Origin of the sequence: Microbulbifer sp. MLAF003, assembly GCF_030012965.1 — a bacterium.
In the GTDB taxonomy this organism is placed as follows: domain Bacteria; phylum Pseudomonadota; class Gammaproteobacteria; order Pseudomonadales; family Cellvibrionaceae; genus Microbulbifer; species Microbulbifer variabilis.
This window is the reverse complement of sequence record NZ_CP120232.1, coordinates 3,942,239-3,968,242: the sequence shown is the minus strand read 5'-3', so window position 1 is coordinate 3,968,242 and position 26,004 is coordinate 3,942,239. Positions and strand designations below refer to the sequence as shown.

34 protein-coding genes, 1 tRNA gene and 1 pseudogene are annotated in these 26,004 nt (G+C 44.7%); 29 read left to right on the top strand and 7 right to left on the bottom strand.

Features of this window, described 5'->3' with window-relative positions; translation table 11 throughout:
* The first annotated feature begins 101 nt into the window (after positions 1 to 101).
* Positions 102 to 785, top strand: coding sequence for a fimbrial biogenesis chaperone (locus P3339_RS18980; RefSeq protein ID WP_282951576.1), 684 nt, complete (start codon positions 102 to 104; stop codon positions 783 to 785).
* Positions 786 to 882: 97 nt separating this feature from the next.
* Here P3339_RS18980 and P3339_RS18975 read toward each other — a convergent pair whose 3' ends face one another.
* From P3339_RS18975 to P3339_RS18965, 3 genes are all read right to left on the bottom strand, one after another.
* A complete protein-coding gene (locus P3339_RS18975; RefSeq protein WP_282951575.1) occupies positions 883 to 1,758 on the bottom strand; it encodes a hypothetical protein in 876 nt (291 codons plus the stop codon).
* A 70-nt stretch (positions 1,759 to 1,828) separates the two neighbouring features.
* Entirely contained in the window at positions 1,829 to 4,306 is a 2,478-nt protein-coding gene (locus P3339_RS18970) for a TcfC E-set like domain-containing protein (protein ID WP_282951574.1), read from the bottom strand.
* A gap of 86 nt (positions 4,307 to 4,392) precedes the next feature.
* The gene (locus P3339_RS18965; RefSeq protein ID WP_282951573.1) at positions 4,393 to 4,878 is read right to left on the bottom strand and encodes a hypothetical protein; all 486 of its coding nucleotides are present in this window, start codon (positions 4,876 to 4,878) and stop codon (positions 4,393 to 4,395) included.
* 315 nt (positions 4,879 to 5,193) lie between these two features.
* Here P3339_RS18965 and gltX point away from each other — a divergent pair, with 315 nt between their 5' ends.
* From gltX to P3339_RS18845, 25 genes are all read left to right on the top strand, one after another.
* Positions 5,194 to 6,669 (top strand): glutamate--tRNA ligase, encoded by a 1,476-nt coding sequence (gltX, locus tag P3339_RS18960; RefSeq protein WP_282951572.1) that lies wholly within the window; start codon positions 5,194 to 5,196, stop codon positions 6,667 to 6,669.
* Between the two features lie 160 nt (positions 6,670 to 6,829).
* Positions 6,830 to 6,905, top strand: a tRNA-Ala gene (locus tag P3339_RS18955).
* 816 nt (positions 6,906 to 7,721) lie between these two features.
* Positions 7,722 to 8,168, top strand: a complete 447-nt coding sequence (locus tag P3339_RS18950) for a DUF262 domain-containing protein (protein ID WP_282951571.1) — start codon at positions 7,722 to 7,724, stop codon at positions 8,166 to 8,168.
* An 881-nt stretch (positions 8,169 to 9,049) separates the two neighbouring features.
* Positions 9,050 to 9,274, top strand: a complete 225-nt coding sequence (locus tag P3339_RS18945) for a hypothetical protein (protein WP_282951570.1) — start codon at positions 9,050 to 9,052, stop codon at positions 9,272 to 9,274.
* A 173-nt stretch (positions 9,275 to 9,447) separates the two neighbouring features.
* Positions 9,448 to 10,140 (top strand): endonuclease NucS domain-containing protein, encoded by a 693-nt coding sequence (locus P3339_RS18940; protein ID WP_282951569.1) that lies wholly within the window; start codon positions 9,448 to 9,450, stop codon positions 10,138 to 10,140.
* Positions 10,141 to 10,341: 201 nt separating this feature from the next.
* Positions 10,342 to 11,100, top strand: a complete 759-nt coding sequence (locus tag P3339_RS18935; protein WP_282951568.1) for an ion transporter — start codon at positions 10,342 to 10,344, stop codon at positions 11,098 to 11,100.
* 581 nt (positions 11,101 to 11,681) lie between these two features.
* Positions 11,682 to 11,957, top strand: coding sequence for a hypothetical protein (locus P3339_RS18930; RefSeq protein ID WP_282951567.1), 276 nt, complete (start codon positions 11,682 to 11,684; stop codon positions 11,955 to 11,957).
* A 15-nt stretch (positions 11,958 to 11,972) separates the two neighbouring features.
* Positions 11,973 to 12,356, top strand: a complete 384-nt coding sequence (locus P3339_RS18925; protein WP_282951566.1) for a hypothetical protein — start codon at positions 11,973 to 11,975, stop codon at positions 12,354 to 12,356.
* A gap of 321 nt (positions 12,357 to 12,677) precedes the next feature.
* Complete coding sequence (locus P3339_RS18920; protein ID WP_282951565.1) at positions 12,678 to 12,977, top strand: hypothetical protein; 300 nt, start codon at positions 12,678 to 12,680, stop codon at positions 12,975 to 12,977.
* Between the two features lie 101 nt (positions 12,978 to 13,078).
* On the top strand, positions 13,079 to 13,483 hold the full coding sequence (locus P3339_RS18915) for an SMI1/KNR4 family protein (RefSeq protein WP_282951564.1): 405 nt from the start codon (positions 13,079 to 13,081) through the stop codon (positions 13,481 to 13,483).
* A 114-nt stretch (positions 13,484 to 13,597) separates the two neighbouring features.
* Entirely contained in the window at positions 13,598 to 13,987 is a 390-nt protein-coding gene (locus tag P3339_RS18910; protein WP_282951563.1) for a DUF6678 family protein, read from the top strand.
* A 60-nt stretch (positions 13,988 to 14,047) separates the two neighbouring features.
* Positions 14,048 to 14,620, top strand: a complete 573-nt coding sequence (locus tag P3339_RS18905) for a hypothetical protein (protein ID WP_282951562.1) — start codon at positions 14,048 to 14,050, stop codon at positions 14,618 to 14,620.
* 39 nt (positions 14,621 to 14,659) lie between these two features.
* Positions 14,660 to 15,064, top strand: a complete 405-nt coding sequence (locus P3339_RS18900; RefSeq protein ID WP_282951561.1) for an SMI1/KNR4 family protein — start codon at positions 14,660 to 14,662, stop codon at positions 15,062 to 15,064.
* A gap of 87 nt (positions 15,065 to 15,151) precedes the next feature.
* On the top strand, positions 15,152 to 15,667 hold the full coding sequence (locus tag P3339_RS18895; protein WP_282951560.1) for a hypothetical protein: 516 nt from the start codon (positions 15,152 to 15,154) through the stop codon (positions 15,665 to 15,667).
* A 109-nt stretch (positions 15,668 to 15,776) separates the two neighbouring features.
* Positions 15,777 to 16,388, top strand: a complete 612-nt coding sequence (locus P3339_RS18890; protein WP_282951559.1) for an immunity protein Imm33 domain-containing protein — start codon at positions 15,777 to 15,779, stop codon at positions 16,386 to 16,388.
* Between the two features lie 575 nt (positions 16,389 to 16,963).
* A complete protein-coding gene (locus P3339_RS18885; RefSeq protein ID WP_282951558.1) occupies positions 16,964 to 17,257 on the top strand; it encodes a hypothetical protein in 294 nt (97 codons plus the stop codon).
* Between the two features lie 132 nt (positions 17,258 to 17,389).
* Positions 17,390 to 17,665 carry a DUF7710 domain-containing protein gene (locus tag P3339_RS18880; RefSeq protein WP_020412082.1) on the top strand — a complete coding sequence of 92 codons (276 nt, stop codon included), beginning with the start codon at positions 17,390 to 17,392 and terminating at the stop codon, positions 17,663 to 17,665.
* Positions 17,666 to 17,754: 89 nt separating this feature from the next.
* On the top strand, positions 17,755 to 17,985 hold the full coding sequence (locus P3339_RS18875; RefSeq protein ID WP_282951557.1) for a hypothetical protein: 231 nt from the start codon (positions 17,755 to 17,757) through the stop codon (positions 17,983 to 17,985).
* A 549-nt stretch (positions 17,986 to 18,534) separates the two neighbouring features.
* Positions 18,535 to 19,002 (top strand): DUF4275 family protein, encoded by a 468-nt coding sequence (locus tag P3339_RS18870; protein WP_282951556.1) that lies wholly within the window; start codon positions 18,535 to 18,537, stop codon positions 19,000 to 19,002.
* A gap of 72 nt (positions 19,003 to 19,074) precedes the next feature.
* Entirely contained in the window at positions 19,075 to 19,386 is a 312-nt protein-coding gene (locus tag P3339_RS18865; RefSeq protein WP_282951555.1) for a transthyretin-like family protein, read from the top strand.
* 97 nt (positions 19,387 to 19,483) lie between these two features.
* The gene (locus P3339_RS18860) at positions 19,484 to 19,894 is read left to right on the top strand and encodes a hypothetical protein (protein WP_020411059.1); all 411 of its coding nucleotides are present in this window, start codon (positions 19,484 to 19,486) and stop codon (positions 19,892 to 19,894) included.
* Between the two features lie 95 nt (positions 19,895 to 19,989).
* Positions 19,990 to 20,484: a hypothetical protein gene (locus P3339_RS18855; RefSeq protein WP_282951554.1), complete on the top strand. Its 495-nt coding sequence runs from the start codon at positions 19,990 to 19,992 to the stop codon at positions 20,482 to 20,484.
* 148 nt (positions 20,485 to 20,632) lie between these two features.
* Entirely contained in the window at positions 20,633 to 20,908 is a 276-nt protein-coding gene (locus P3339_RS23620; protein WP_353056849.1) for a CPCC family cysteine-rich protein, read from the top strand.
* Positions 20,909 to 21,226: 318 nt separating this feature from the next.
* Entirely contained in the window at positions 21,227 to 21,700 is a 474-nt protein-coding gene (locus tag P3339_RS18850; protein ID WP_282951553.1) for a hypothetical protein, read from the top strand.
* 159 nt (positions 21,701 to 21,859) lie between these two features.
* The gene (locus P3339_RS18845) at positions 21,860 to 22,165 is read left to right on the top strand and encodes a hypothetical protein (RefSeq protein ID WP_282951552.1); all 306 of its coding nucleotides are present in this window, start codon (positions 21,860 to 21,862) and stop codon (positions 22,163 to 22,165) included.
* 887 nt (positions 22,166 to 23,052) lie between these two features.
* Here the strand turns inward: P3339_RS18845 and P3339_RS18840 are convergent.
* The 3 genes from P3339_RS18840 to P3339_RS18830 are packed head-to-tail and all read right to left on the bottom strand — an operon-like array spanning position 23,053 to position 23,752.
* Positions 23,053 to 23,355 (bottom strand): DUF7673 family protein, encoded by a 303-nt coding sequence (locus P3339_RS18840; protein WP_282951551.1) that lies wholly within the window; start codon positions 23,353 to 23,355, stop codon positions 23,053 to 23,055.
* The gene (locus P3339_RS18835) at positions 23,352 to 23,543 is read right to left on the bottom strand and encodes a hypothetical protein (RefSeq protein ID WP_282951550.1); all 192 of its coding nucleotides are present in this window, start codon (positions 23,541 to 23,543) and stop codon (positions 23,352 to 23,354) included. Before P3339_RS18835 ends, P3339_RS18840 begins: the two co-directional genes overlap by 4 nt.
* Positions 23,540 to 23,752 (bottom strand): hypothetical protein, encoded by a 213-nt coding sequence (locus P3339_RS18830; protein ID WP_282951549.1) that lies wholly within the window; start codon positions 23,750 to 23,752, stop codon positions 23,540 to 23,542. Before P3339_RS18830 ends, P3339_RS18835 begins: the two co-directional genes overlap by 4 nt.
* Positions 23,753 to 23,980: 228 nt before the next feature.
* On the opposite strand from P3339_RS18830, the gene P3339_RS18825 reads away from it, so the two are divergent.
* Entirely contained in the window at positions 23,981 to 24,445 is a 465-nt protein-coding gene (locus tag P3339_RS18825) for a hypothetical protein (RefSeq protein ID WP_282951548.1), read from the top strand.
* Between the two features lie 23 nt (positions 24,446 to 24,468).
* Here P3339_RS18825 and P3339_RS18820 read toward each other — a convergent pair whose 3' ends face one another.
* Positions 24,469 to 24,822: a LexA family protein gene (locus P3339_RS18820; RefSeq protein ID WP_282953624.1), complete on the bottom strand. Its 354-nt coding sequence runs from the start codon at positions 24,820 to 24,822 to the stop codon at positions 24,469 to 24,471.
* Between the two features lie 492 nt (positions 24,823 to 25,314).
* Here P3339_RS18820 and P3339_RS18815 point away from each other — a divergent pair.
* Positions 25,315 to 25,569: pseudogene (locus P3339_RS18815) on the top strand (helix-turn-helix domain-containing protein); the annotation flags it as partial.
* On the top strand, positions 25,538 to 25,936 hold the full coding sequence (locus P3339_RS18810) for a hypothetical protein (RefSeq protein ID WP_282951547.1): 399 nt from the start codon (positions 25,538 to 25,540) through the stop codon (positions 25,934 to 25,936). The pseudogene P3339_RS18815 and the gene P3339_RS18810, both read left to right, overlap by 32 nt.
* Positions 25,937 to 26,004 lie beyond the last annotated feature (68 nt).

Sequence of the window (26,004 nt, the reverse complement as noted above, 5' to 3'; positions counted from 1 at the left end):
ATCTTTCCCAAGGCTTGATTGGTAAATAAAGCCAACTGCCGCCCACTCCTAGTGTAAAATACCGCCACCAGAATAATGAATGCCGAGTTATTCACTTTCCTATGAAAAAGATATTCCTTGCATTGCTTTTGGCAATTTCACAGCCAGCCCTGGCTGCGATGTCTCTAGACAAAGTAATCCTTTACCTCGATGACGCTCCCAGTGCTCGGGATGACGTTGTAATCACCAACCCGGATAATGAGACTCTGTACTTACAAACAGAGATTTTCCGGGTGGATAACCCCGGGCAGGAGAATGAGCAGCGTGTAAGGGTGGTGAACCCCGATGAATTCAAGCTTCTTGTTAGCCCGGCCAAGGCTGTCCTGGCACCAGGAGAAAGAAGACGTTTCCGCCTGATGGCCTTGGATCGTGACCTGGAAGAAGAGAAAGTTTATCGGGTGACGTTTAAGCCAGTTGTCGGAAAAATCAAAACTGAGCAAACGGCCTTAAAAATACTCGTAGCCTACCAGGCCTTGGTATTTGTGCAGCCAAGCAGCGGCCAGTATAAAGTTGAGCTTGTTGGGGAAGGAGATAGCTACAAGCTGGTTAATGATGGCAATATCAATATTGAAGTTGTTGAAGTACGTCATTGCCTCGACGATGGAAACTGTAGGAAATTGAATGTATCGGGCCGTTTGTATGCCAGAACTAATCTCTCACTTGAGGACATCCCAAAAGATGGGGAGTTGGAAGTACTGTTACGTGGGCGCAAAAGCGAAAGGGTTCGTTTCCCTCTTAACAGTTAGCCTAAATTTTTTTCGATATAGCGACTAATAAAGTTAGTGGCTTTTTATATTTTTCTGCCTTGAGAGGTTTTATTTGACGCTGGCTCCTGTGGTAAATCTACTGGCTACTAACCGTCACCGTCAAAACATCGGTATAAAACGGTTCGTTGGCATTTTCCCAGTCTGACGGGGAGACGCTGATATAGATTCTCGCGTTGTCAGAAATACAGGACTCATCAGTCCTGCGGGAGAAACTACCAGGCACGTCCCCGAGTCCTCCGGGCGCTATGCCGCTAGTGCCCGTTAAGTCATCTGAGAAAGTTACTGTATAGGGTATATTTTCGCTTGATCCACCTAACTCATAACCGCTGCTTCCACCACCGCCGGTACTGCCATTACTACTGCTAAGGTTAACGGTATAGTTGGAGAATCCGATACCGCCTACACAGAAATCTTCTGATCCCTTAATAACCTGGCCCAAAGTGATGCCTGAATTACTCAGGTCGATATCTCCCAGGTTGCGAATAGTAATATTTGGTTCTACTTCCAAGACTATGTCGAACTCTATGGTTTCTGTATCAATGGGGAAAATTAAAAAATACTGGCTTAGTTCCATTTGAAAGCTGCCGGAGTATCGACTGGAAGATGGAGTGAGAGAACTATCTACCTCGACAGAAAGAAAAGCACCTGTATCGGTTGTGGTACCACCAAAGGAGCCGGCCAGAACTCCTGGATTTAATACCTCTGTAATGCCTCCGTTGGAAGTGAATGTTATAGAAATATCAATCTGCTCTCCGTTATCTGAGACCAGTGAAAAAGTATTGCCGTTTAACGGTGATATTTCTAGATAGTACGACCAGGCATTACCGCGTCGATGACTGCGTAAGGTGAAAGGGATATCCTTGGGGTCTGTTTCGTAATTTAAAGTGTGGGATCCCCCAAGATTACAAGTGCGTAAACTACCATTACTGGAACAACTGGTCTGCGAATTCACTGGTAAGCCCAATCCCATAGCTAGGATAAGCATAAAATAAACAGGCCAAATAGCTTTTTTTAGAAGTGTTTTATTGGCGTACACCTTTTGCCTCCGAGGTGTATTCGATTTGGCAAAGAGCGCGAGATTGCTCAATGGTGCCTAGATTTAGCCAGTTTTCCCCACCGGATTGGATTTTTATAGGGATGCGGCAGTTACTCCAGGTAATTTCCTGGGCGGTTAGAGTTTGCTGGTCGCCACTCACTTCCAGTTGGAAAACGCCATATTGATCGGTAACAGTATTGTGGTCGCCGATGAAAACCTGAATGTTGCCTATTCCTATGCCTTCATCGCTTAGTCGGCCTAAAACCAGTGTTTGGGGCAAGATCTGGTAGCTCGCTGAACTTACGTTGCCGGGATAAAGGGTGACAGTTTCACTTCTCTCGCGAAAATCAAAGAAGCCTTGTTCAAGCGGGCGCAGTGACAAATCGTAACTTTTAAAAGCCGGTAGATTAATAACAGATTTGTTACCACCCTTGGCATAGCCGCGCCGAACACCATTCACCAGTACTTCAAAATTCTGTTGATCACTTCCTTCAATATCGACAATAACTGCGCTTTCCAATGCCCTTTCGCCTCCCCAGGCCAGCTCTCGACCTGTGGAAATCAAGTTGGTGCTAAAGCCTCCCAGATAATTAATGGCATCACCCTGATCATCATGAGTAAAACCGACAGTAGCATTTGCATAGCCCATATGTCCCGCCAGGTGGGTACGGCTTTCCAGGTAATTTGCCCCCGATGCTTTTTCAATAAAGAGTTTCTGCTCAAACTCTGGCGCCCATAAGTCACGGTCACGCCAGCGGGTATGAAAAGCCAACCGTTCCCCGTCTGTTCCGCTATCACTATTTTCACTGTGCAAATTAGCGGTGTGCTGCCAGTGTTTTGATCGCAGGCGGAACTCGATACCAAGGTTGGAATATTGCAGCCCATCTGCTTTGCCGTAGGAGAAGCTGGCATTGCCTAGCCAATTTGCGCTTTGAAAGAAAGTGCGGCGAAACTCCAGGGTTGTTAGTTTACGTGCTCCATCGGCAGTGTTATCCAGAGTGAAATCACTGGGTAATAGATTTTGAGCTTTGTCCCGCTCGCTATGGCGCAGGGAAAGATGCCCACCCAGAATACCGCTTTGTAAGCTAAAGCTGCGCTGGGAATACCCTCCGGGTAAAAGCTGATAGTTGTTATCGAAAGGCCGCTGGTCTTTTGCTGGAAGCCTGGCCTCCATCGCATTTATGGTGGCAAAAGGCGTTTTTATTAGAGCTTGAAAACGGTGGCCATTACGGCCTTCACTGGAAGTAACCAGGCTTGGGGAAAATTCCAGATATTGCCCCACCCAGCGCAGGCCAACCTCTGCCAGTTGTTGCTTCTCTGTGGTAGCTACTGACGCGAATAGTCCTGTGCCGGTTGAAAGGCGGCGCGCAATCGAGCCTTGAACCAGTCCTTCATCATAATACTCGGGCAAAGTGCCCGTATTGTAGGGTAGAGTGGGTAACCCTGCTTGGAAGCTCCACAACCACTCTCCCGGAGCCGGCAGCAACGAGTCCTTGGCAAAAAATTCTGTGTGCTGGCTGAGTGCTCGCCCAGTCTCATCATATGTACGAATCTCCACTTCATAGGCACCATGCGGCATAGTGGAGGTATTTAATAAACGGTTACCTGCCTCCAATAGTTCTGTGTGAACCAGGCGCTTATCCCGATAGACTTCAACCCGCCCGCGTACTGGCATATTAATTTCCAGTGGGGCTCCTTGCTGGTACTTAATATCGGTACGGCTTCGCTGGGACTTTCGCAACTCCAAGCCGTATATAGTCTCTTGAGCCTTAAAAAAATTAAGCCCACCTTGTGGCTGCAATAACCCTATTGAATAGGCCTGCCCACGAAAATCCCTGCTCCAGTGCAAGTTATGAAGCCGGCCACCCTGTTCTGTTGCGTTGGACCAGAGGCTGTGCAGCGCGCTCTCACCAAAACTGATAATGGTATTGCCGCTCAATGTTGCTTGGTAACTATTTGGGCCCCAATCACTTTCGACACCACTCCAGGTGCCACTTAGATTCTGAATTACAGAGAAGTCACTACTGGCAGCCGGTAAGTAAGGGTCTTTAATCGCTGCCTGCAGAGGCAACAGCTCGGGTGCAAAAAACAAATCAAGCCGAAAACGCTCTTCGTCATAGATAACTGCGAACTCCTCAGGCAGCAGGTATCCACAGTTCACTTGTCTAGCTGAGTGACAGATATATTGTGTATTTTTGGACTGGCTTGTTCCCAGTAAAGTGAGTACCCGTTCGGGGTCTTTCACTTCTGGCAGAAGGGCGAGTACAGATTCGGGGGAATCAAAGCGGATATGGTTAGACTCTACTGAAACCTGCGCGGCCCCAATTTCCTTACCACCGTAATAGAGATCAACCACAAGATGTTCGGAGACTAGCAGCGCATCAAACCCTTCCGGCGCTGATGTTTCCAGCAAGAAGGTAGCCGCTGTTGCCGCTAGGGCATCAGATTGAAGGGCTTGCGCCAAGCAAAAAGCCAGCGCCAGCCCTCTCGGGTGACATCCTGCCATAAGGAGCTGTCGGAGCAGTTGCTAGAGTCCAACTGCCCACTAAATTACTCGGAAGCTACAGTGATCAGGAGGGTGTCAGTATAGCTAGTGCCGTCTAGCACATTGGGAGTCTGCCAGTCATCATTGGCGACTGTGATTTGAAACCTAGCGTTGTCTGTACCAGTACAGGAGGCGTTTTTTCGGGTTTGATTCCCAAGGGCAGCCCCCTCAGTGACGTTTGTAAAACTGCCCGAGGTACTGTTGTCAAAGCCGACGCTGTAAGTAACTTTTTGGCTTTCATCACTATTAATTAGGCTGAATTCATCATCATTTTTGCCATCGTTGCTTTCAAAGGTAATGCTAAAGGTAGAGAAGCCGAAGCCACCTACACAAAAACCGTCTCCACCAGTTGCATCGGTATCCAGTGCCGGGTCTTCAATCGAAATATTCTCAACACCGTCAATATCAATTGTCGCATTGAACTTAAGCTCGATATCACTACTTTGACTGTCTGATGCTGCTAAAGTGGTTGAAGAGATACTAACAAGCAAGCCTGCTGCGACCAGAGAACGAACTACATTTTTTTCATGGCCTATCTTCCTGAGCCGTTGATTTATCATTCTGAGGAAAAGTTGCTCGCGGAAATCCCTGCACAATAAGGGCTATTGCGTTAGTCAAGCTATTCCATGTTTATGGCGGCAATCATACTTTTTTCGTGAATCAAGTCACGTCAATTGTGTACTTTATTTGAGCTATGGCACGAAAAGCATCTTTTTGTTGAAAAAATACCGCCTGGGCCCAGGGGCAAGCCAGCGCTATAATCCCGCGCCTTAACAGTCCTTTATCCATCTTCTATCAGGTTTGTCATGACCGTAAGAACCCGAATTGCACCTTCACCAACCGGTGATCCCCATGTTGGTACTGCCTATATCGCTCTCTTCAACCAGTGTTTTGCCCGAGCACAGGGTGGCCAGTTTGTACTTCGTATTGAAGATACCGATCAGCAGCGCAGCACCCCGGAATCCGAGAAAGCGATTCTCGACAGCTTGCGCTGGTTGGGTTTGGATTGGCAGGAAGGGCCCGATGTAGGAGGTCCCCACGGCCCCTACCGCCAGAGCGAACGCGGTGATATCTACAAAACTTACTGTGACGAGCTGGTACAGAAAGGACATGCCTTCCACTGTTACCGTACTGCGGAAGAACTGGAGCAGCTGCGTGAAGGATTACGCGAAGCAGGGCGCACTTCACTGAAGCCCAGCGACCTCGCCCTGCCGGAAGAAGAGGTAGAGAAGCGCCGCGCCGCCGGAGCGCCTTATGTTGTGCGCATGAATGTGCCTGAGAGCGGCACTTGTGTAGTGGAAGACCTGCTGCGCGGTACTATCGAGATTGACTGGGCCCAGGTAGATGCCCAGATTTTGCTCAAGTCCGATGGAATGCCCACTTACCACCTGGCGAATGTGGTAGATGATCACCTGATGGAGATCACCCATGTACTTCGTGGTGAAGAGTGGATTAACTCTGCGCCCAAGCACAAGCTGCTGTATGAATACTTTGGGTGGGAAATGCCGGTGCTCTGCCACTTACCGCTGTTGCGCAACCCGGACAAGACCAAGCTGTCCAAGCGTAAGAACCCCACCTCTATCCTCTATTACCAGCGCGCCGGCTTTATGCCCGAAGCCCTGCTGAACTACCTGGGCCGCATGGGCTGGTCCATGCCGGATGAGCGTGAGAAGTTCTCCCTCGAAGAGATGCTGGAGCACTTCGACATCCAGCGTGTCTCCCTGGGCGGCCCGGTATTCGATGTGGAGAAGCTGTCCTGGCTGAATGGCCTGTGGATTCGCGAGCTGGAAAACGAGCAGCTCGCCGATCGCCTCACCGAGTGGATGTTTAACCGTGACAATCTGCTCAAGGTGCTGTCACAGGCCAAAGAGCGTATGGAGACCTTCGGAGATTTTGCTCCTCTGGTTAGCTTCCTCGCCTCCGGCAAATTGCCCCTGACCGAAGAGAGCTTCAGCGGTAACAAGCTACCCCTGGATGACCAGAAGAAACTGCTGCAATTTGCCCTGTGGCGCCTCGAAGCCCTGCGTGCTTGGGATAAGGACAGTATCTTCCAGGCAGTGAAAGCCCTGTCCACAGCCATGGAAATCAAGCTGAAAGACTTCAACGCCCCACTGTTTGTTGCCATCAGCGGCACCACCGCCTCCTTCTCTGTGATGGAAGCCATGGTACTCCTGGGCCCCGACCTCAGTCGCGCCCGCCTGCGTCAGGCAATCGACGTACTGGGCGGCGCCGGGAAGAAGGTGCTGAAGCGCTGGGAAAAGGAGTACGCTGGGCTCAATTAAGGCTTTGCTGCCTTCATAGCCCTTGGAATTGACAGCTTCTGAGGGCGTCCATTGTTGGCAGCTAACTAATTGATTAAAAAGTTATTTTTTCTGTTGACAGGCGCCTAAACCTTGCTAAAATGCGCCCCGCTTTCGACGGAAACGTCAGGCAGCAGAATTTGGGGCTATAGCTCAGCTGGGAGAGCGCAACACTGGCAGTGTTGAGGTCAGCGGTTCGATCCCGCTTAGCTCCACCAAATTTCCCTTGTGCTTCAAGGGGTTGTAGAAGAAAAGAAATTGACTTCTGCAAGGTGCACACAAACTGCACACAAACTGCACACAAACTGCACACAAACTGCACACAAACTGCACACAAACTGCACATAAACCCGTACACAAACTTACGGGTGGAAAAAAGGGCCTTTATAGGCCCTTTTTTTGTTTGAATCTTCACATCTCGAAGCTCTTGTATAATCTTTTTAAGGTGGCGTTAATTTTAGTGCCATTTCTGCCTATCCAGGCCCGATAAAACTACTTGATATGGTTATTGAAACCTACGATGGGGTAGTACGTTCTTTAACGCCATGTCGTATCCATTTGTTAAGCTGAAGTCAAAGCGCTTTTATGCTAGGAAGCCGAGCCAAGAATTTTCATGTTGCTCAAAATTTATTGGCCATATGAGTTGTCTTAGTGAATATGTCGTATTGAAGGTTAAGGCTTCCTTGCCAGTTATTAAGTTATATTGAGATTCCACCGAATTTATCTTGCTCCCGAAGTGATTGAACTTTAGGCGTATTAAGAAGCTTTTCTTGAATTAACTTTTAGATTTTCTCATGCCTCCATATAATCGCATGGTATAGGGGCAAATAAATTATCGATGGAGCTGAAATGTTAGATGAAATTGAGATTGAAAAAGAAAGTGAAATTGATTTTGAATTCTAAGAAGAGGATGAAAGTTATCCTCTTAATGAATATCAGTTAACAACAGCTCCCAATGACTTTAACATTTTGACAATTGTTAGTTTCATTGAATCAAATGTATTCAAAATACCTACTTTTTAAAGGCATTATGTTTGGGATATAAAGCGTGCTTCAAAACTAATAGAATCATTGCTAATAGGATTGCCTATCCCGCAGATTTTTTATATGAAAGTGGAAGGAATGAGTTCTTAGTGATAGACGGTCAGCAAAGACTTATGACCATTTACTATTTCGTAAAAGGAAGATTTTCACGAAAAAATAAGCGTGGAGAGCTTCGTGAAATTTTTGATAAGTATGGAAAAATTCCTGATGACGTAATGGAAGATGATAAGTTTTTCCAGAAATTCAGCCTGAATCTTGATGGGCTTGTAGAGGGAGAGGAAAATAAATTTAGTGGAAAAAATTATAAGACCCTTGAGAATTTTAAAACTTCATTAGACTTATCAACCATAAGAAATATGGTGGTGAAACCCGTTTCTGGAGATGAAGAAGACGGGGCAATGTTTGAAATATTTAACTGTCTGAATAGTGGTGCGTAAACCTTGGTGTCCAAGAAATTAGAATGAGCTTATATCATTCTGATTTTTTAAGGTCATTATTGGATATGAACAAAGATTCATGTTGGATAAGTATTCTGGGAAAGGAAGACCTCGAAATACGTTTAAATGATGTGGAAGCCATATTGCGTGTATTTGCAATGGTAACTTATGTCAATAATTATAAAAGAACAATTACTGGTTTAATTAATAAATATGCCAATCATGCTAAAGAGTATGATACAAAAAAATTGAGCACTTTAAAAATATTTGGGATTCATTTTTATCTAATTGTAGTGGTCTTGATGTTTCTAATTTCATCAATCAATACAGGCGTTCCAGTATTATGCTGTTTGAATCAGTGTCCTATGTCTCTACAAAGGATGCGATAGAATCTGGTAGCCTGGTTACGAAACCTATTACTGAAGAGTATATTAACTCGCTTAAATCAGATGAAAAATTTCAAGTATTCACTACGGGTAAAACCACTCTACAAAAGAGTGTCGTGGGGCGTTTGAATAAAGCTAAATAAATTCTTCAGAGCTAAAATTATGCATGTACGAGATGATGCACTGATAGCGGTTGAGGCGCTCTTTGTAAATTATGAATAAAATTACAATTTGTTACTGAGACTCGGGGAAGTAAGCTTTACAAGTGATTATAAAGATCAATTTGCAAAGGTTGCATTACTGGCTTGTGCTAGTTATTTTGAAACAAAGGTGACAAAAGTTGTTCTTGAGGTGTTGGCGACTCAAGAGTGTTTATTAACGTATAATTTTGTAAATAAAAAGGCCTTAACTCGACAATACCATACATTATTTGACTGAGAGGAAAATAATTCTAATAAAATTTTTGCTTTATTTGGTGATGAATTCAAGAAGTTTATGAAAGATAAAGTGAAAGAAGATGATACGCTTAATGATTCTATTAAGGATTTTCTTCAATTAGACTTATTGAGAAATAAATTAGCTCATAATAATTATGCAATATTTTATTTTAGCTTAACTGTTGAGGATGTTAGAGAGAGGTTTTATAAGACTTTAGATTTTGTAAAAAGTCTTCAGGAGTGTCCGAAAGATTTTAGTAAGTTGAGGCAGCTAGAAATATAGGGAATAATTTAAGTTTTGGTAAAGAATGTTTAGCTGTGTTTTTAATAATAATCAGCAGTAATCTCTCATATTTATAGATGAAGATCAGTAACTCATTAATATTTAGATGGGACCAAAAGTGATATAAAGAAGTTTCTTTTGAATTAACTGTTAGCCCCCCATAGGAGAATTTCATGCGGCGCTTCAATGTTGTAATTCCAAAAGATGATGGTGGGATCGAGATTCATGCAATGAAATCATGGCTGCGTTCACATCCCGAGCATCTTCCGGAGGGATTGAATCCATCATCAGATAATTCGCATCAATTCAGAAACGCACTTCGAAGTAACGGCTGGCATGTTGAGGAACTCCCAGATGAAGTTCGATTATTCATACTTGGCGCTAATGTACCAGAGCAAGCTATCGATGCAGTGCTCGGTGAGGTCGAAGATGATGATGTATTTGAAGAGGCGGCATTTGCTCTAGAGCATCAATTGCGGGACTTTATAGCGCATAATATGGCGTCGCTATCAGTAGGAGGCCGAAGATTCCATCTTTATCAGGACGGCACCGGTTGTGGCGGCATTGAGTTCTCTACGGAGGTCGGACCAATCGATATCCTCGCTGTGGATACAAATGGAAACTTCGTGGTATTTGAACTAAAGCGGGCCCGTGCGCCAGACAAGGCACTCGGACAGCTGCTCAGATACATGGGGTGGATCAAGGCCATGATTGGTAAAGACAAGGAGGTGGCCGGAGTAATAGTCGCAAAGCCTATTAGCAAAAACCTTCGATATGCTGTGTCGGTAATATCGAATGTTTCGCTGTATGAGTACCAAGTCAGGTTCGACTTAACAGCAGTTGAGGTCAGCGAGGATGGTGCCTAACTAGTGCTTCCAGTGCGACGTATTCACCTTTGACTCACACAAGCCTGAAATGGGGCCAAGGCTTTAGAAAATTAAATTTCATTTGCAGGCTATTATGGCTGATCAAATATTAAGCGAAGAAGTCGCTCTAAGAGATATTTGGCTGGATTTTCAATCCTGAACACTATATTTATCACATAGGATAACAATAGGAAGAGTGAAGTGGAGTTTTTCTACAACCTCGTTATGTCAATTAAAGAAATTCTCTTGAGTTTCAGGGAAAAATTAAAAAAAGTAGTTAATGATGTTGAAACATCTCAAGGAAGAAAGTTCGCACTATTTATACAGCTCATGATTGTATCTTCATTGATTGCATTTTCGCTTGGCACTCTTCCAGGTGTAAATGAATTTCAGAAGCAAGCACTTTATTATTTTGAGGTTATGTCGGTAGTTATATTCACGTTTGAATATCTATTAAGAGTCTATTGTGCAGAAAAGCCATTAAAGTTCATTTTTAGCTTTTTTGGAGCTGTCGATCTTATAGCTATACTTCCATTTTATCTTTCTTCTGGTCTTGATCTTAGGGCCATCAGATCCTTGCGACTATTGAGAATATTTAGGATATTTAAGTTGTTGAGGTACAACAAAGCTATTAGTCGTTTTCATAGGGCCGTGCTAATAGCTAAAGAGGAAATTATTCTATTTGGATTTGTTTCAATTATTCTTCTGTACCTTTCTTCAGTGGGAATCTATTATTTTGAGAACGAGGCTCAGCCAGATAATTTCAAGTCAGTGTTTCACTGCTTGTGGTGGTCCGTGACAACTCTTACAACAGTAGGATATGGGGACATGTATCCGATAACCACTGGTGGAAAACTTTTTACTTTTTTTGTTCTGATGATAGGGCTTGGGATAGTAGCAATCCCAGCAGGATTGATAGCTTCAGCGCTGTCAAAAGCCAGAGAAGATGAATCGATATAAATATGTTGCTGCAAGTAAGAGCCGCAGTTTTGTTGATTCTGCATTAGATCAACTGCCAAAGGTTTTAAACTTAAGAATCTGTAAATTTATTCATAGAAGCTTTTGAAACTCAGGTGCCATAAAAAATACTGAGTACGAACAGACTCTGCCGAACAGTAACTTTACAAGCCCGCATCAGCGGGTTTTTTAATGTCCAAAATTCTTGGAGCGATCCCCAATGAGCCAGCGCATCATCATCCGCGATACCGTTTTAAACAAACTGAAAAGTCTGTTCAGCTACACATTCCCACCCCTGGCACCACAGAAGAAATAGATTCAGTAAAGCTACCAACATTTCCCAGCTGGTCGCCAATACCTGGCGCCGAGGTATAGGCACCATTACAACCCCGAGCAATGGAGGTGGAACCACAGTCCCTAGAGATCCCTGGTGCGTTGCTGCAGGCACTTGGCTGCGCGAAGGTTTACTTGCAGACAACTGCGAAAGCGGGAACCTGATCGACTGCTGGGATACTGGCGACGAGGAAACCCATCTAAGCCTCATTACTGGCGTGGTAGATGCAGAGCCAGAAATACCCTGCGTATTGCTCACCACAACAAGCGGTGCCCAGGTAATTTGCAGCCGTGAAACCCCCGTTACCGACCGTGCAGGGCGGGTCTACGAGGCGCAGTACTGCGAGGGCGTTGAGCTGGGTGTACTGCATGAAGAAGAACCGCTCACCTGGGAAGCTGTCGAGCGGGTCGAATGTGCCGGCCTGCATACCGTGTACAAGGTTTCTGTAGGTGGTAAGAGTTATGCCGCCGGCGTTGATCCATTACACCGCATCATTACCCATAACGGACAACACAAATCTGACTAAGCAAAGGAATAGATAATGCCCAGCTTTTCCCCGATTACCGTGCCAGGCCTGGAGGCTTGGCAGTTCGCCTACACCATCGACGACGGCCACAGTGCCGGCACCATTGTGCGTGCAACGGTAACCCAGACCACCGAGCCCACTAATAGCGATGCTCAGGCTGCTGCAGTACTTAAATGTACGATTGCCGTAATCGACAACCAAAACACAGTACAAACTGATGGTGCCGGCGATCTAATGTCCAGCGTTTATGTAACAACCAAGACTCTGCAGACTGATGCAGGCCAGCCGGTAAACGTCGCCAACCATGCCGCTGATTTGGTAGCGAGCTGCATTGTCGAAGTGGCTAACCGACTGGCTGTGCATAACTTGATTGCGGCTATGGCGATTCCGAGCGGGTGATACTAGCTGTGGTTTTCAGTAGTGGAGATGGCGTGCCGCCGGTGCGAAAGCCCGAATTATAGAGCCATGGCTGACATCTACAGAAATTCCCCCTAACTTATTGATTTAATTATGGGTAAAATGTGATCAAGAGCGGGAGGTCGAACCAGACGACTTGAGCCAATGGCTCACTATCTCTGGTTGTTATTTAGACAATAGTTTGTAACCTGCCGCAAATAAAGGCTTTTCTGTGGAGCTTGGAAGCTCCCTCCCAGAAATAGTGGCCAAATGGATAGTGAGCCACTGGCTCATTAATAAACTGTTAACTGCTAAGGAGAGTTGATGGACTTCGGCAAGATCGTCAAAGATACTGAAGGAATCGATCTTGATCTGTGGAGCGAGGTTATTTCTAAACATGAACTTCTTGAGCAAGCCCCAGATAGAAAGGGAGTCAATCCATTTACTCATGAAGAAGTAATATTTTCTGGTGTAGGGGTGGCATTCTACTGCGAGGGTGGTGAGAACGTTGGCAATATCTGTTTCCAAGAAGGAGCATTGCTAACTACGGGAGTACCTATGTCCGTCTGTTCTGAGCTAGCCAAAATATTCAATGCGGTTGCATCTGAGGATGATCGCAGTTAACAAGCCGCAGCAATCGCTCCCGTTGGTCGCTGGGACAGCCAAAACGCTGCGCTTATTTGTCTGCTCCTGTGCGGGGCTTTATACGTTCAAGAGAGATGGCGATGGAAACTCACTTCAAGGAAATTGAGGATAAGCTAGGCCTAATTTTACCAGAGTTCTACAAGTCGGCTTTACTGAACTATCCGTTTAAGCCATTGGATGAAATTGATTGTGTAGAAGATAATTTAGTGAAGGAGCTAGAGTGGATTACAACAACTAATCTAGAGCTTCGAAAATGTCACTTTTATGGAAATTTATGGCCGCCCCATTTTTTTGCGATTGGCCATGATGGGTTTGGAAATTTCATGTTCTTAAACTTAAAAGAGCATGACAAGACAATCTATTTTGCTGATCACGAGGAAGAATTTGACTCTCGAGATATCAGTGATCTAGAGCTTGCAGCAGATATGGAAGAGTACATTCAGTTGTGTAAGGAAGAGCAAGAAGATGTGGTTAAAAAGGTATAACAAGGTTATCAACCTGACCGTCATTACGTTGCTTTGTTTGCGCTTAGTCGCTACGCTAGCGCAAACAAACTAACCACGTTCCGGCCGGTTATAACGGCGTTATACGAGTTTTCAATGAACGAAGTCCTTTCTAAAGTCATAGATCAAAGACAGCTTGTTTCTGTAATGAACAAGACTAAGTGGAGAGAGTTGTGTTCATTGTTCGCTGACCAAGGTGATGCATCTCCAGAAGTGAGATATAAGCTGATATACGAAGATAAAATACTTGGTTTTAGCAAGGTGTGGTGGGATGAACTTTTTGGTGATTCCGTCGCGATAGAATGGATAGATTTCGACTCATATGAACATGAATTCAGAGGTCGTTTAGTATCTGACAAGGATACTGATATAAGTAGTGGAATACTTGAAGTACTCCATAAGTTTAATATTCCTTACTCTATTGAAGGTAAATACTATAGGGTATGGGGTTACATTAATGCGGATTCTAATCCAGAATTCGTATAACAAGGGCCTGCAACCTGAACTCCGGCAGTTGAGGCCGGCGTTAACCCAGAGGAGTATTGAGTGAATTATGTGTTGATTTCAGCAATTGCTGGTTTTGTACTTGTGCTGATGCTTGGAGCCTCAAAGAATGCCAAGCCAATCTCTATGGAGAATGGGGATGTTTTTCTTAAGTATGCGAATTCAATTAGAGGTGCCGGTCTCGCCCTTTCCATTATATCTATAGGTGGTTTATTTCTTGCTCTTATCTTCGTTCCAGTAAAGACAGAGTCAGATGCGCGAGCAGTTATTTGGCTATTCTCGGCAGCTTTTCTCTTTACAGCTTATTTTTATATTGAATTTTTTACGGTAAAGATCACCCTGAAAGCCGGTGGCATTGCAGGAACATCAGGATGGCGAGGGCTCAGAGAATATAAGTGGAGCGAAATAGAAGAGATAACGTATTCACCGGTATCGATGTGGTTTACTATTAAGGCTACAGCCAAAGCACCTCTAAGAATTCACGCCTGGATTAGCGGGATAGATGAGTTTCAAAAACATTATATGGCGAATTTAGAAAAGCAGATCTGGGTTTCAGCTTATGAAAGTGCATTGAAGGATGAAAGGGTCAACAAGCAAAGGCAGTCGGACCGCTAAAGCGCCCACTGCTTTGGACGTTAAGCATCCAGTCGAATTATGAGCATTGAATCGGAAGCAAGTGAATTCAAAGAATTAACAGGAAGAGAACTTCCACGCTCTTTGATTGAACTTTACAACCAAAAAGGCAATGGTCGCTTTGGCCCTGAATATGGGCTGCTTGGAGTTATCTCAGGCCATAAAACAGACCTAGAAGATTCTATGCTAAGTCTTTATAAGAGATTTTGTTCCGACGATCCAGATGATCCCAACTGGGTTTGGCCCACAGAGCTGGTTCCATTCATTCATATTGGATGTGCTATTCACTACTGTATTGATACTGCCAGTAGCACAAATAGGGTTATTGAATTCGACCCAACTGATTATGACCCTGAAATCGGCCCAAAAGACCACTTTAAGAAAATTAGTGTGTCATTTAGTGAATGGGTGTCAAGCAATGTATAAATGCTTAACAAGTCAATTAACTGTGCGCATTCGGCGCCGGACGCAACAAAGCTGCGCCGGTTATTGAGGCGTTAGGTGCTCGTACATATGAGAATCTTCGTATTACTTTTAAGCCTTATTTTTTCACCTGTACTATTCGGTGAAAGTACTGGCTGGAGTACATATATTAGCGAGTATGGCTGGGCTACGGTTTCCGATACACATCAGGGAGAGCGTTCACTCTCAGAAGCAATCGCTCTTGTTCCTGATGACGTTTGGCTAAAGCACTTTCGAACATTCCCATCGGGGGAGGATGTTAAAATGCAAAAGGAGCTGCATAATTTCCTAGTATCAAAATATCCAGAACTTCACAATGAAGCCTTAGCGTCGGCTGGAAATATGCACAATCCTAAGGTGGTCGCCTTACGCGCAGCCTTTCAAGAGGCGTTGATGTCTACAAGCTTGGTCACACGAATTAACGCATCACTCAAGTCGAGGTGCGAGCGCATTACATCGGCCAGCTTCGAGAAGTTTACAATTCGTAAAAACGGCAATCAGCCTACCTATAATGCTATGGTTTGGCTTAGTTCCGAAAAATGCACCCAACAAGGCGATCAAGACTGACGGCTATTCCGTCGCTTGTTTATGTGGCGGTCGCTACGCTGCCACAACACAATCAGCTACATAGCCGCAGCTTACCGCGACGTTATCTGTAATCTAAACCGGAGAGATTGTGCAGGAAAAAAGTTGGCAACTGGAAAATGCCCAAAAGATCGCAGATGAATTCCCATATACATTCTATAAGCCTTCACCCCATGTGATTGCTCAACTAGAACCTGGAAATCAAGTAAAACTAATATTCAGCTTCGACTCTGATGACCCCGACGCGCCACAAGCCGAACGGATGTGGGTTGAGATTACGGGGAAATCTGAAGATGGGTTTTCAGGATACTTAGATAATGATCCGGCTTATATTAAGGATCTTAAGCATCGTGACCCACTTAAATTCGAAGAATGTCACATTATCGATACAGATCTAGATGACCCTGTTCCCTCCATCACAGAGAAATACATCAAACGGTGTTTTGTTACGAACAATATCCTTTATGAAGGAGAATCTGTTGGTTATCTGTATAGAGAGGCTCCAGTTGACGAAAGTGATAGTGGGTGGCGTTTGTCTACCGGCTTAGAATCCGAAGAATATATGGATAATGCCGATAATATTTCATATGTTTCCCTTGGGGCCGTACTCCGTGAAGATGATAGCTTTGTAGATCTTCTTGATAGCGATATCGGTGTAGAGTTTGGCCGTGATGAATCAGGGTTATTAGTTGAAATTAAGTAAAATAGATAACAAGGCCAGCCAGAGGGACCAAAAAACCACCGCTTCGCTCTGGTTTTTCGGCCTCTGCTGGCGGCGTTAAATTCCTATGAGCCATATTCACATTAATCACAGAGCTCTCTTGAAATCGGTGCTAATTTCAGCGATTGTGAGCACCGTTGTAATGGCTTTTTTTCAGGCTATGGAAAAACGATTACACCTGATGGCGTTGTTACTCATTATTACAATTTCAGCTCTGTATTTTTATGGATGCCAATATTGTTTATGGTAATGACGCCAACCATCGTGATAGTGGCCTACCTGCTGGGTATCGCCCTAATCAAGAGCCGACTATTTTCATTGCCAATTGTGGTTATTGCTGGGGCCGTGGGTGGTGGCCTGGTAATATCTATGCTGTCGGGTAATTGGCTAATGTTTTCAATAGTTGGTTTGTATTACATTGTGTCAGGTATAGTTTCAGCAGTTACCTGCTATTACCTGTACAAAAAATTTAACAAGGCACTCAATTCGCAGGCGTCGCCTGCTGGGACGCCAAAAAACGGCGCCCATTAGCGCGGCGTTAAGTTTCAGGAGTAATAATGGACCCAATAGTAATTGGTTTAGTTTATGCAGTAGCAGGATCGGTGATTCTGTGTCTTGCATTAAAACTATTCAAGGTTGAATTTAAATTGTGGCAACCAATTCTAGCAAGTGTTGTTGCAGGGTTGTGTGCAGCGTTAATACCTAATAATGGTGCAGGAATCATATCGCTAGTAGCTTTACTTGCAACTATGAAGTTTACAACAGATGAAGATTGGGAGGACTTGATGTACCCAGTATTCATCACTAGATTCGCATTAGTCCCAGTCTTAATGATGTTTGGCACATGGTAAACTTAACAAATGACTCAAGTGCGTTCCGGCCACAAAAAAGCGTGACCTCCACCGGACAGCCTTTTATGCATTGCTGTCGCACTGCACAAAAGTTTGCCGCTTAACAAGGCGTTATGCCTATGAGAGAAATTAATGAGTAAAGAGTGTGTTTGGGTATTTCATTCCGCTGGTGCTCGATTCGCAGGCGGAACTTTCTCAAGCGTAGAGTCTGCTGAGCTGTGGATTGGAACTCATAAACTAACGGGTGTTCTTACCTCTTATCCTCTTGATACGGGTGCTTATGAGTGGGCTGTTAAAAACGAATATTTTCAACCCAAAAAAGAGAAGCACAGCACGGCAGAGTTTATAGGTGGGTTTACGTCAGCTAATCAGGAGCATTATCACTATGAAAACGGGCAACAAGCATAACAAGGCGTGGTAGCGAGGGCGATGCGCGCCGGGACAGCTTACACTACGTTCCAGCTGCCCCTGCACTCAGCGTTATAAGTAATAGAAAAATGGAACCTGAAGAACTGAAAAGGAAGTTAGATGTTGTTGCAGCGACTTGCATGCAGCTATCTAGGGAGTTGCAGTCTATCGATGCACAGTTAAGTCTGAATATGGACCGAACGGCGATTCGGGAAATAATTGGTAATCTCCATTGGGCGGCCGAGAATACTACTGTGCTTGGACTCCACCAAGTCGGAGAGGCGCTAGAAGATAATATGGGTACCGGTCTGAATGATTGAAATTATTTATAACAAGCGCCGCCACAAATGCGCGCTTCGCGCTGTGGACTCGCAACAAGTTGCTCGCCTGTGCGGCGGGCGTTAAGTGTCATATGAAACCATTTAATCCATTTTACATATTATACCTATTCATAGTGTCTCTATTACTATACATAATAGGGGTATATACTTTCTACAGCCCTCATTTTGAGGCTTTTACGGGTATGTATATAGTAGTACCTCAAATGCTGGGTGTATTTATTGCAATACCTATAGGTATATTTTTTTATTGTTCGGTATTTGTAAAAAAACCTAGGTAGTAAATCTAAAAATAGGTTTATAAAAGCTGGAATAATAATCTTAATTTTACAGCTTTGTTATTTTGTCATAGTTAATAACGGCTATTATCTTACGGTATAGTTTGTCCTATATTTTTTAAATTTTTTGTAGATGATGGTTGTTTGATATAGCTACACTTAACAAATCAATCAACGGTCGCCTTCGGCTGGACAGCCAAACCTTCGGTTTGTCTGCCCGTTATTGAGGCGTTATTTGTCCACGGAGAAGGTGATGGAACAAGTAATTGAATGCCACCCAGGAAAAATCTTAGAAGTCCTCTACGAGAAGGAAATGTGGAGCATTCAAAAGCAGTGGATGGCCACTTTCGCTAAGAATTCCCAGGGAGCAAATACCAAAGCTTATAAATGGCATACCTTTAGCGCTGGTTGCTATCCTTCAAGCGAAGGAGAGAAAGCACGCGAACTATATAACAATCATAGTGCGCACGAATATTACATAATGGCAAACGATGATGAGTTAGTAGTACTAACTGACCTAAAGCCTGAAACAGTTGATTTGTTGGACTACTATGTTTTTCCAAAAAATATGGCTTGGTGTATGGCCTTTACTCATGAGGAAGGTTGGTTAGGGCCCTACTTTGCCAAACATCCAGATTACGAAAAACTAAATATCGACAATCAAAAACAGATTGAAAAAGAGAAACAAAAAGCCTTTGCCAAGAGTAAAGGATGGACATAAAAATTCACATAACAAATAGGTCAAACTGACACCTGACGGCACAGTTTACCTAGGAGTTAAGTGCATGAGAGAATGAAGACGTCAGTAACAATTGTTTTACTTACATTAATTTTGAATGGTTGCGCTACACCACAAACCTATACCGGAACGATAACCGATTGCCAAGATAATCCGATTGCTAGAGCAGAAGTAGAAGCATGGGAAAACGAATGGATTCCTTTTCACTTGCCTGGTAAACTTGGAGAAACCAAAACGGATGAAAATGGAACTTTCACATTAAACATAGAAAAAGAGGCGAGTTTCTTCGTTTATTCTGGTAATAAACTAGTATTTACAAGCCACCCTGGGAAATCGGAGACCAAGTGTACCAAAAATAGCACTTAACAAATCGTGGCAGCAAGGGCGCTTCGCGCCGGGACGGCTTATACTTCGTTCCAGCCACCCCTGCACTCTGAGTTAATGGTCAAGAATCAGTATAAAGATGAAAATAGCCTTGGTATTTGTGGTAGCGGTACTCTACTCGTGGATCTGTGAGAGGCTTTTTGGTTACACCTCCACCTTGTATGTCCCAGTAGATATCCAAACCTCGCCAATACTGTATCAAGCGATGCTGGAAATTTATGGTCTGTGTGCCGTTCTAATTTTTGCTACATTGTTAGCAATTTTGATTGTCAAGCTTCGGCTCAAACAACCTGTCAAGCTATCGGTGCTTTTGGGGCTTCCATTAATTCCTATTTCAATTTACGGAGTTGTTAACTTTCTGGAAGTAGCACCGGCACTATCAGATTTTATTCTCAGCTCTGGATTTCTAGTGAGTACAAGTGTAAAAGTTCTTCTGGCGATTTCTGTGCTTCCGGTACTCGTTCTCTTGCTAAGGAGCAAAGCCCATTAACAAACGCAAGCAGGCTTCTATGGCCCTTTGAGCTTCCGCGGGACGCCCAACTCTTTGCGCCCCTATTGCGGGCGTAAGTGTTAGGAAGTAACTTAGTGAAGAATCTCTTCTTTCTTACATTGTTGATATCCCTCTCAGAAAATGTGTACTCAACAGTTCAGGTTCAAGAAGAGCTATGGATTGATGGGGCTACATTTTATATAGAGGAGCTACCTCTTCAGCAGCATCCAGATTTCAAAGAAATTAATGGTTATTTTGACCGAACGGTATGTTCTGGTAACTGGAGAGGGTATAAGGGTTACTGGGTAATCCGAGACAAGGAGCTATGGTTAAATCAACTAGAGAAAAATAATCCTTGCGGAAAAACTTCTGAATATTTGGATTTGTCTTCGGTTTTTAATGAGAAGAGTGCACTTCGTGGTATACCTGCAAGCTGGGTGACTGGCGATCTCAGTTTTCGTATAAGTAGTATATCGAATACACCCAACTATGAATATTATGAGTATGAGGCTGTTATTTACACTTTAGAAAATGGCCAGCTAACAAATCGTGAGATCAAGACAATCAGGGTTGATCGGAGAAAACACTAACAATCGCAGGCAGTTTGCTCCGGCCCTTCAGGCCTCCGCGGAATGCCCAACACTATGCACGTTTTGTGCGGATCGCTGTGCTCCCAGTTTCGCACAAAATGTGCATAGCATTGGTCGCCCCTGCTACGGGCGTTATATTTACTGATCTATGAATGAAGTGAATACCACAATTGAGTGCCCCTGTTGCGGCTATCTATCCCTAAATGGCGGTGAACATGGAGAGATATGTATTATTTGTTATTGGGAGTTGGATTCGGAGGTTGGTTTTAGGGGGACAGTGCCATCTATCAACAATCATGGCCTCTCGCTTGTCGAAGCACGAAATAACTTTGACAGGTATGGAGCTTGTTGCGAAGAAATGATTCAATATGTTTTACCAGCTGAAGCTCGTAAAGAATATAAACACTCCAGTGAAGTTGAGTAATAAATATAACAAATATAGGTACCCAACGCTTACGGCACAGGTGCTAAACGCGTTAAATGTGTCGAGTAATGGAGTAAGAGTGATGAGTCAAAAGTGGTATAGAAGCGCATGGTTTCCCATCTATAATTCTATGCTTTTTTTGGCTTTTGGATTTGTACTTTTAAATTACTACGGAATGGTTCACTGGGAAATAGTTGGGGATAATTATCTTCAGTTGGAGGGTAAATTAAAGGACTCCCTATTTAGCCTACTGTCAAAGCTCGGTGCGTACAGAATTTGCGGCCTTATCGCTCTATTTTTTGCTATCTGGGGATGTTTTTGCAAACCGAGATTGGCAATCATTTTGAATATTCTGTTGGGTGTGGTGTCGTGTTTTATGATAGTCGTAACAATGCAGGTATCTCATTTAACAAGGGCAGGCATGCTCGTAAATACTGCGCATTTACTGGACCTCCGCCGCGTTGCGACTCCGGCCCATGCTGCCTGCGTTATGAATCGAGTAGATTTTTGAGGATTATGAGTAATAAAGTTATTTTTATAATGGCCTTTTTTATGGTTGTTTGTGGGGTAGGTTGTGCAAGCCAAGAGGATCTTCTCCATGCTGATCTTTGGTCTGATGATTCATATATAAACACTCCTAAAAACAGTGAGGCTGCACAGGATCTAGGCAAAACACCTCGGGCTAGAATGTTGGAACAACGAAATATTGATAAAGAGAGAAAGAATCAATCATTAAAAGATCAGTTACTTGATGATTTAATTTTGGGTAAAGATGGAAAGATTAATTTTTAGCCTAATGTCAGTAGTACTCAAAGTATGGTGTCTCCGGCAAATCCATACAAAGCCATTAGATTCACTCTGGCCAAAAAGTACGTGGCCTCCACTGGACTACCTCCGCGTTGCTCCGGCACCCGTTTATGGCGGCGTTACCTAGAAAAAGAAAATCGAATCATGAAAGAACCAGAACTAATCGTCATCCTTCTAAATCTAGTCATCGTGCTTATTGCATATTTCATGATTTATCCTAAGTTAGCAGGGGCAGATGGGAATAAACTAGCAATTAGTGATATTTTTGCATCAGGCATATCGATAATAATAGCTGGTACCTTGTTCTGGAATTCAGAGCAAGAATTTAATGCCTTGTTTTTTAAGCTGAACTGGTTTTGGTTTACATTATTCACATATGCTGCAATAGAGATACCTTTAATGCTTTGGTATTACAAAAGAAATAATGTTTGGGAATCGTTCAGCAGCTAAGAAGCATATCAAACACCTTCCAGCCGAAATTGGTAATAAAACTATTTTCAGAAACCATCTAAACTTTTGCCTGGGAACTCTTTTCCTGGGGGTATCCGGAAGAAATGGGAGATGACATCGCCAGCCTATACGACTGGGTGGGATATTTTCCGAAGGTGGCGACTTGAGTGCGAATAAGCCTGTTTTCCCTGACGTCAAAATGTATCTTGTGTTTGGCGGGCTAGACATTGAGTATTGAAACCAGTGTTTTTTCTAATAAAATCATAGCGCTACATTTTTGTGTGCGGAAGACTGGCAATGTTGAGGTCAGCGGTTCGATCCCGCTTAGCTCCACCAAATTATCGTTGTAAATCAACGACAAAAAAACCGCTCAAGCAGCGGTTTTTTTTATGCCTGAAATTTAAGTTCATATTAAGTCCGCCAATTCCTTTGGGGGTAAACAGGCTAAGCGACTTCTAACTGGTAATTAGCTTCGGCCCAAAACTCTAATTTTGTATGAATTTACAGTGATACACTTTGTTGGACTTGGCCGATAAAGTGATTGTGAATAGTTTTTCCTTTTACATGCTGCCTCCTGGTTATCCACAGTTTGTTTTGGGGGCTGACCTTGGGTAGCTTCAGAGAGCGCGGCTATCTACTCGCGCATGCCGTTTATTTGTAACTGCTGGGTTTCTACTGTGGCCATCAAGGTCTTGGGTGATTTGCAATAGCTGGGAGAATTCATTCATGGCCTGTGCCTGCCACTTTCTTGAACCGGCCTATTGCCGGCTCCCAGTACTTGCAGTGGTGGCAAGCCCAGCCGCGTAATAACAGCTTCCCGTTAAATACTGGCTCTGCGAGTTTTCCACAGAGGGGGCAGCGTATTCTTGGGAGCTGCTGGGCTTGGTTCACACTGCTCCCTTTCTTTGGGTTTCAAGGTGAGACCACTCGACGCAAAGGGTGCGAAACTTTTTCTCGCCATGCGCAATGACGTTTTGGGGGTCTTTACCTTGGTAGCGAAGCGTAATTGCGTTGAGTGCGTGCTGATCGTTATCCCCATCCAGTAGAGCGAGGTCGGCAACGGGGATCGTGAAATCATTGCTATTCCAGGCTGAAAGCAATACCCGTGCAGCAATTGCGCTAGCGCCGGAGTAGCCGTTGGCTAGGGTGAGTAGGGTTTCCACACTCTGTTTGGGGCTGAAATTACTCATGCCGCATCACCTCCAAATGGAGGCCAGTCATTGCCCTGTGTTGGCCGGGCCAAAGTAGGGTTTGGCTCTGCCGTTACGGTTCGGTGGCACTTCTGATTTGCAGCGATCATGGGCCCGGTATAACCACTGGGGCGATTGGTGTCGTTCTGAGTTTGAGTTTTTGGAAAGTCATAGACTGTGGCGGTCATACGATGCCCTCGCGGTTATTGCGGATGCGAATAGTTCGAATAGTGGGGCGGTGTTGGATACGGGTGCGTAATTGCTCCTGTGCATCCGTACCAATACCGCTAAGAACTGAGGCGATCAGAGCGAACTGAGTTAATCCGTGCTTTACCGCCTTGGCCACCGCTTCAGTACGGTTGCGGGCATGCAGTTTGTAAAAGCATTCCGTCAGCAAGTTGGTGACATTGGCTACAGAGCACTAAATTGCTTCCGCAGTCTCCTTGTTCGAGAGGCCGTGGGCTCGGTGAGTTAACGCTTCAGCTTGGCGCTAGTGACCTTAGGTTGCATGCTGTTTGTATTTTGATGCCCTGTCCTTGGTTAACAACCACAGTAGCCGAAAGTTAATTTTTTAAAAGCTCCTCTCCTTGATATGCTCAGTGAGCGCTTATCACGGAGGATAAGAATGAAAAAACTAAGACATGCAGTAGTAGTGGTTCTGCTAGTGGCTGGCCTTGGTGGTTGTATTACAACGAATGAGACGCCAGTGATTATTAGTGAGTACTTTGCTTTAGAGCACCTTTCAACAAAGCAAGAAGTATTGAGTAAGGCGAGGCAAGCTTTGTTACGGGATGGGTTTCAGATTTTGTCCTCTGATTTAGAGGCGGGTTATATCTCTACATCCCTAAAAAACTGGAAGCTCACGCCGGAGCAGGCCAATTGTGGTGCAAACGAGGGCAGAGATTATTTAGAGGATAATTACACCAAGACAGAAGTCGCCTTTAATGTGGTTGTTGATGATAGGGATGTGATTGTTCGCTCAAATATTCAGGGCGAATACTTACCGGGAAAGCCGGCTCAAGATCTTACTTTGAACTGTGTTTCTCGCGGTGTTATTGAAGTTGAGATGGTAAAAAAGATTCTGTTGTGATTCTCAGCATTCAAAAAAGCCCGCTACTGCGGGCTTTTTTGTGTCTTACTCAGGGGTGTAGGAACCAACTCAGGGGTGTAGGAGCCAATAATTACGCCACAAAAGGATATATCTTTGCCTGTAACTTTCATCGGGGAGCGGATTGGATTGATGGGGAGTAGATAAATATGGCCCATATCTTCTGTATAGCCTTTGAAGGTGACCTCACCATTTATTTTGGCGATAACTCGGCAGCCATTGGTCAGAGGTTTGTCGGGGTCGACAAAAATGATTGTCCCTTCTGGATAAGAGCGCTGGCCTGCGTAGGGGCTAGTCATGCTATCGCTATTTACTCGTAATGCGAAAGCGCGGTTTGAGTGAGCAGCGGGGTAGGGCAGTCAAGCTTCGGCTTCCCCTGGCTCTAGTAGGTCTACGGCTTCACAAAATGCTCCCGCCTGCGCCCAGCTAATCAGTGGAATTCTTCCTTGGGTTCGTGGTCCTTGCGTAACATTGCTTTCCTCCTTGATACCTAGCTCACCAGGTCCACTGCCGGCACCGGTAAGAGGGCGACACCTCCGAAACTCTGTAAAAAAATCGAGCTGGCTACCCAGCGGGTTGTTACCCGTGCTCGCCTGCGCCCTGATGTATTTGGTCCTTTGGACGACCAAGTAAGTGTTGAAATCCAGTGAGCAAGCTAACTGGGCATAAGTTTGCTGGTAAAACCTGAAGGTCAATCATTTTCAAATCCCTCTGTTGCGACATGGTGATTCTGCTGCTTGTGGAGTAGGGCGGTAATTCGGTGCGCTATATGGAAATCTATAAGGGAGGTGGGTGGTGAGCTTTGAAGCTGCGGCATGGGCCATTAAACGCAGGACCAGAACACCAACAGCAAGCTGGTTTTAATCGCGTTGTCCGATTGCCATAACAGTGATACCGGGCAGTGTGACACGGGCAATGCGTACCTGGCCGACGTTGCGCAATGCACGAAACGTTTAGTGATCAATGCCATCGAAGAGCTGGAAGAACTGGGCTACCTGAGCGCGGAAAAATCCAACGGGCGCAGAACCAATTATGATCTCTTTTTACACGTAAACCGATGCAATGATTTCACCGGTGAAAATAAAACACGAACCGGTGAAATCTGAGCACCCAACCGGTGAAAATGACAACACGTCCTTCTCTATAGAACCAGTAAGAACCAATAAGAAACCAGTAGAGAGAGGCACAGTTCCAAAACGCGCCAACCCCAAACGCGGCACACGCTTGCCTGGAAACTGGGTTCTCGCGGACAAATTCCGCACCGAAGCCCAACGCCTCCGCCCAGACCTGATCCCCCGAATCCACGACATTGCCGAAAGCTTCCGCGATTACTGGATATCCCAACCCGGTCAGCGCGGCGTAAAACTCGATTGGCTCGCCACTTGGCGCAATTGGCTAAAACGCGAGAAGTACTTCGCACCGCAACCCCGGGCGTCAGGGCAGCGGCTAACACGAAACCTCAACGCAGTCTAAATCGCAACGGATACCAACTGGTAAAACCCAATCACCGAGGAGCGCTCACCATGTGCACAGTCACCATC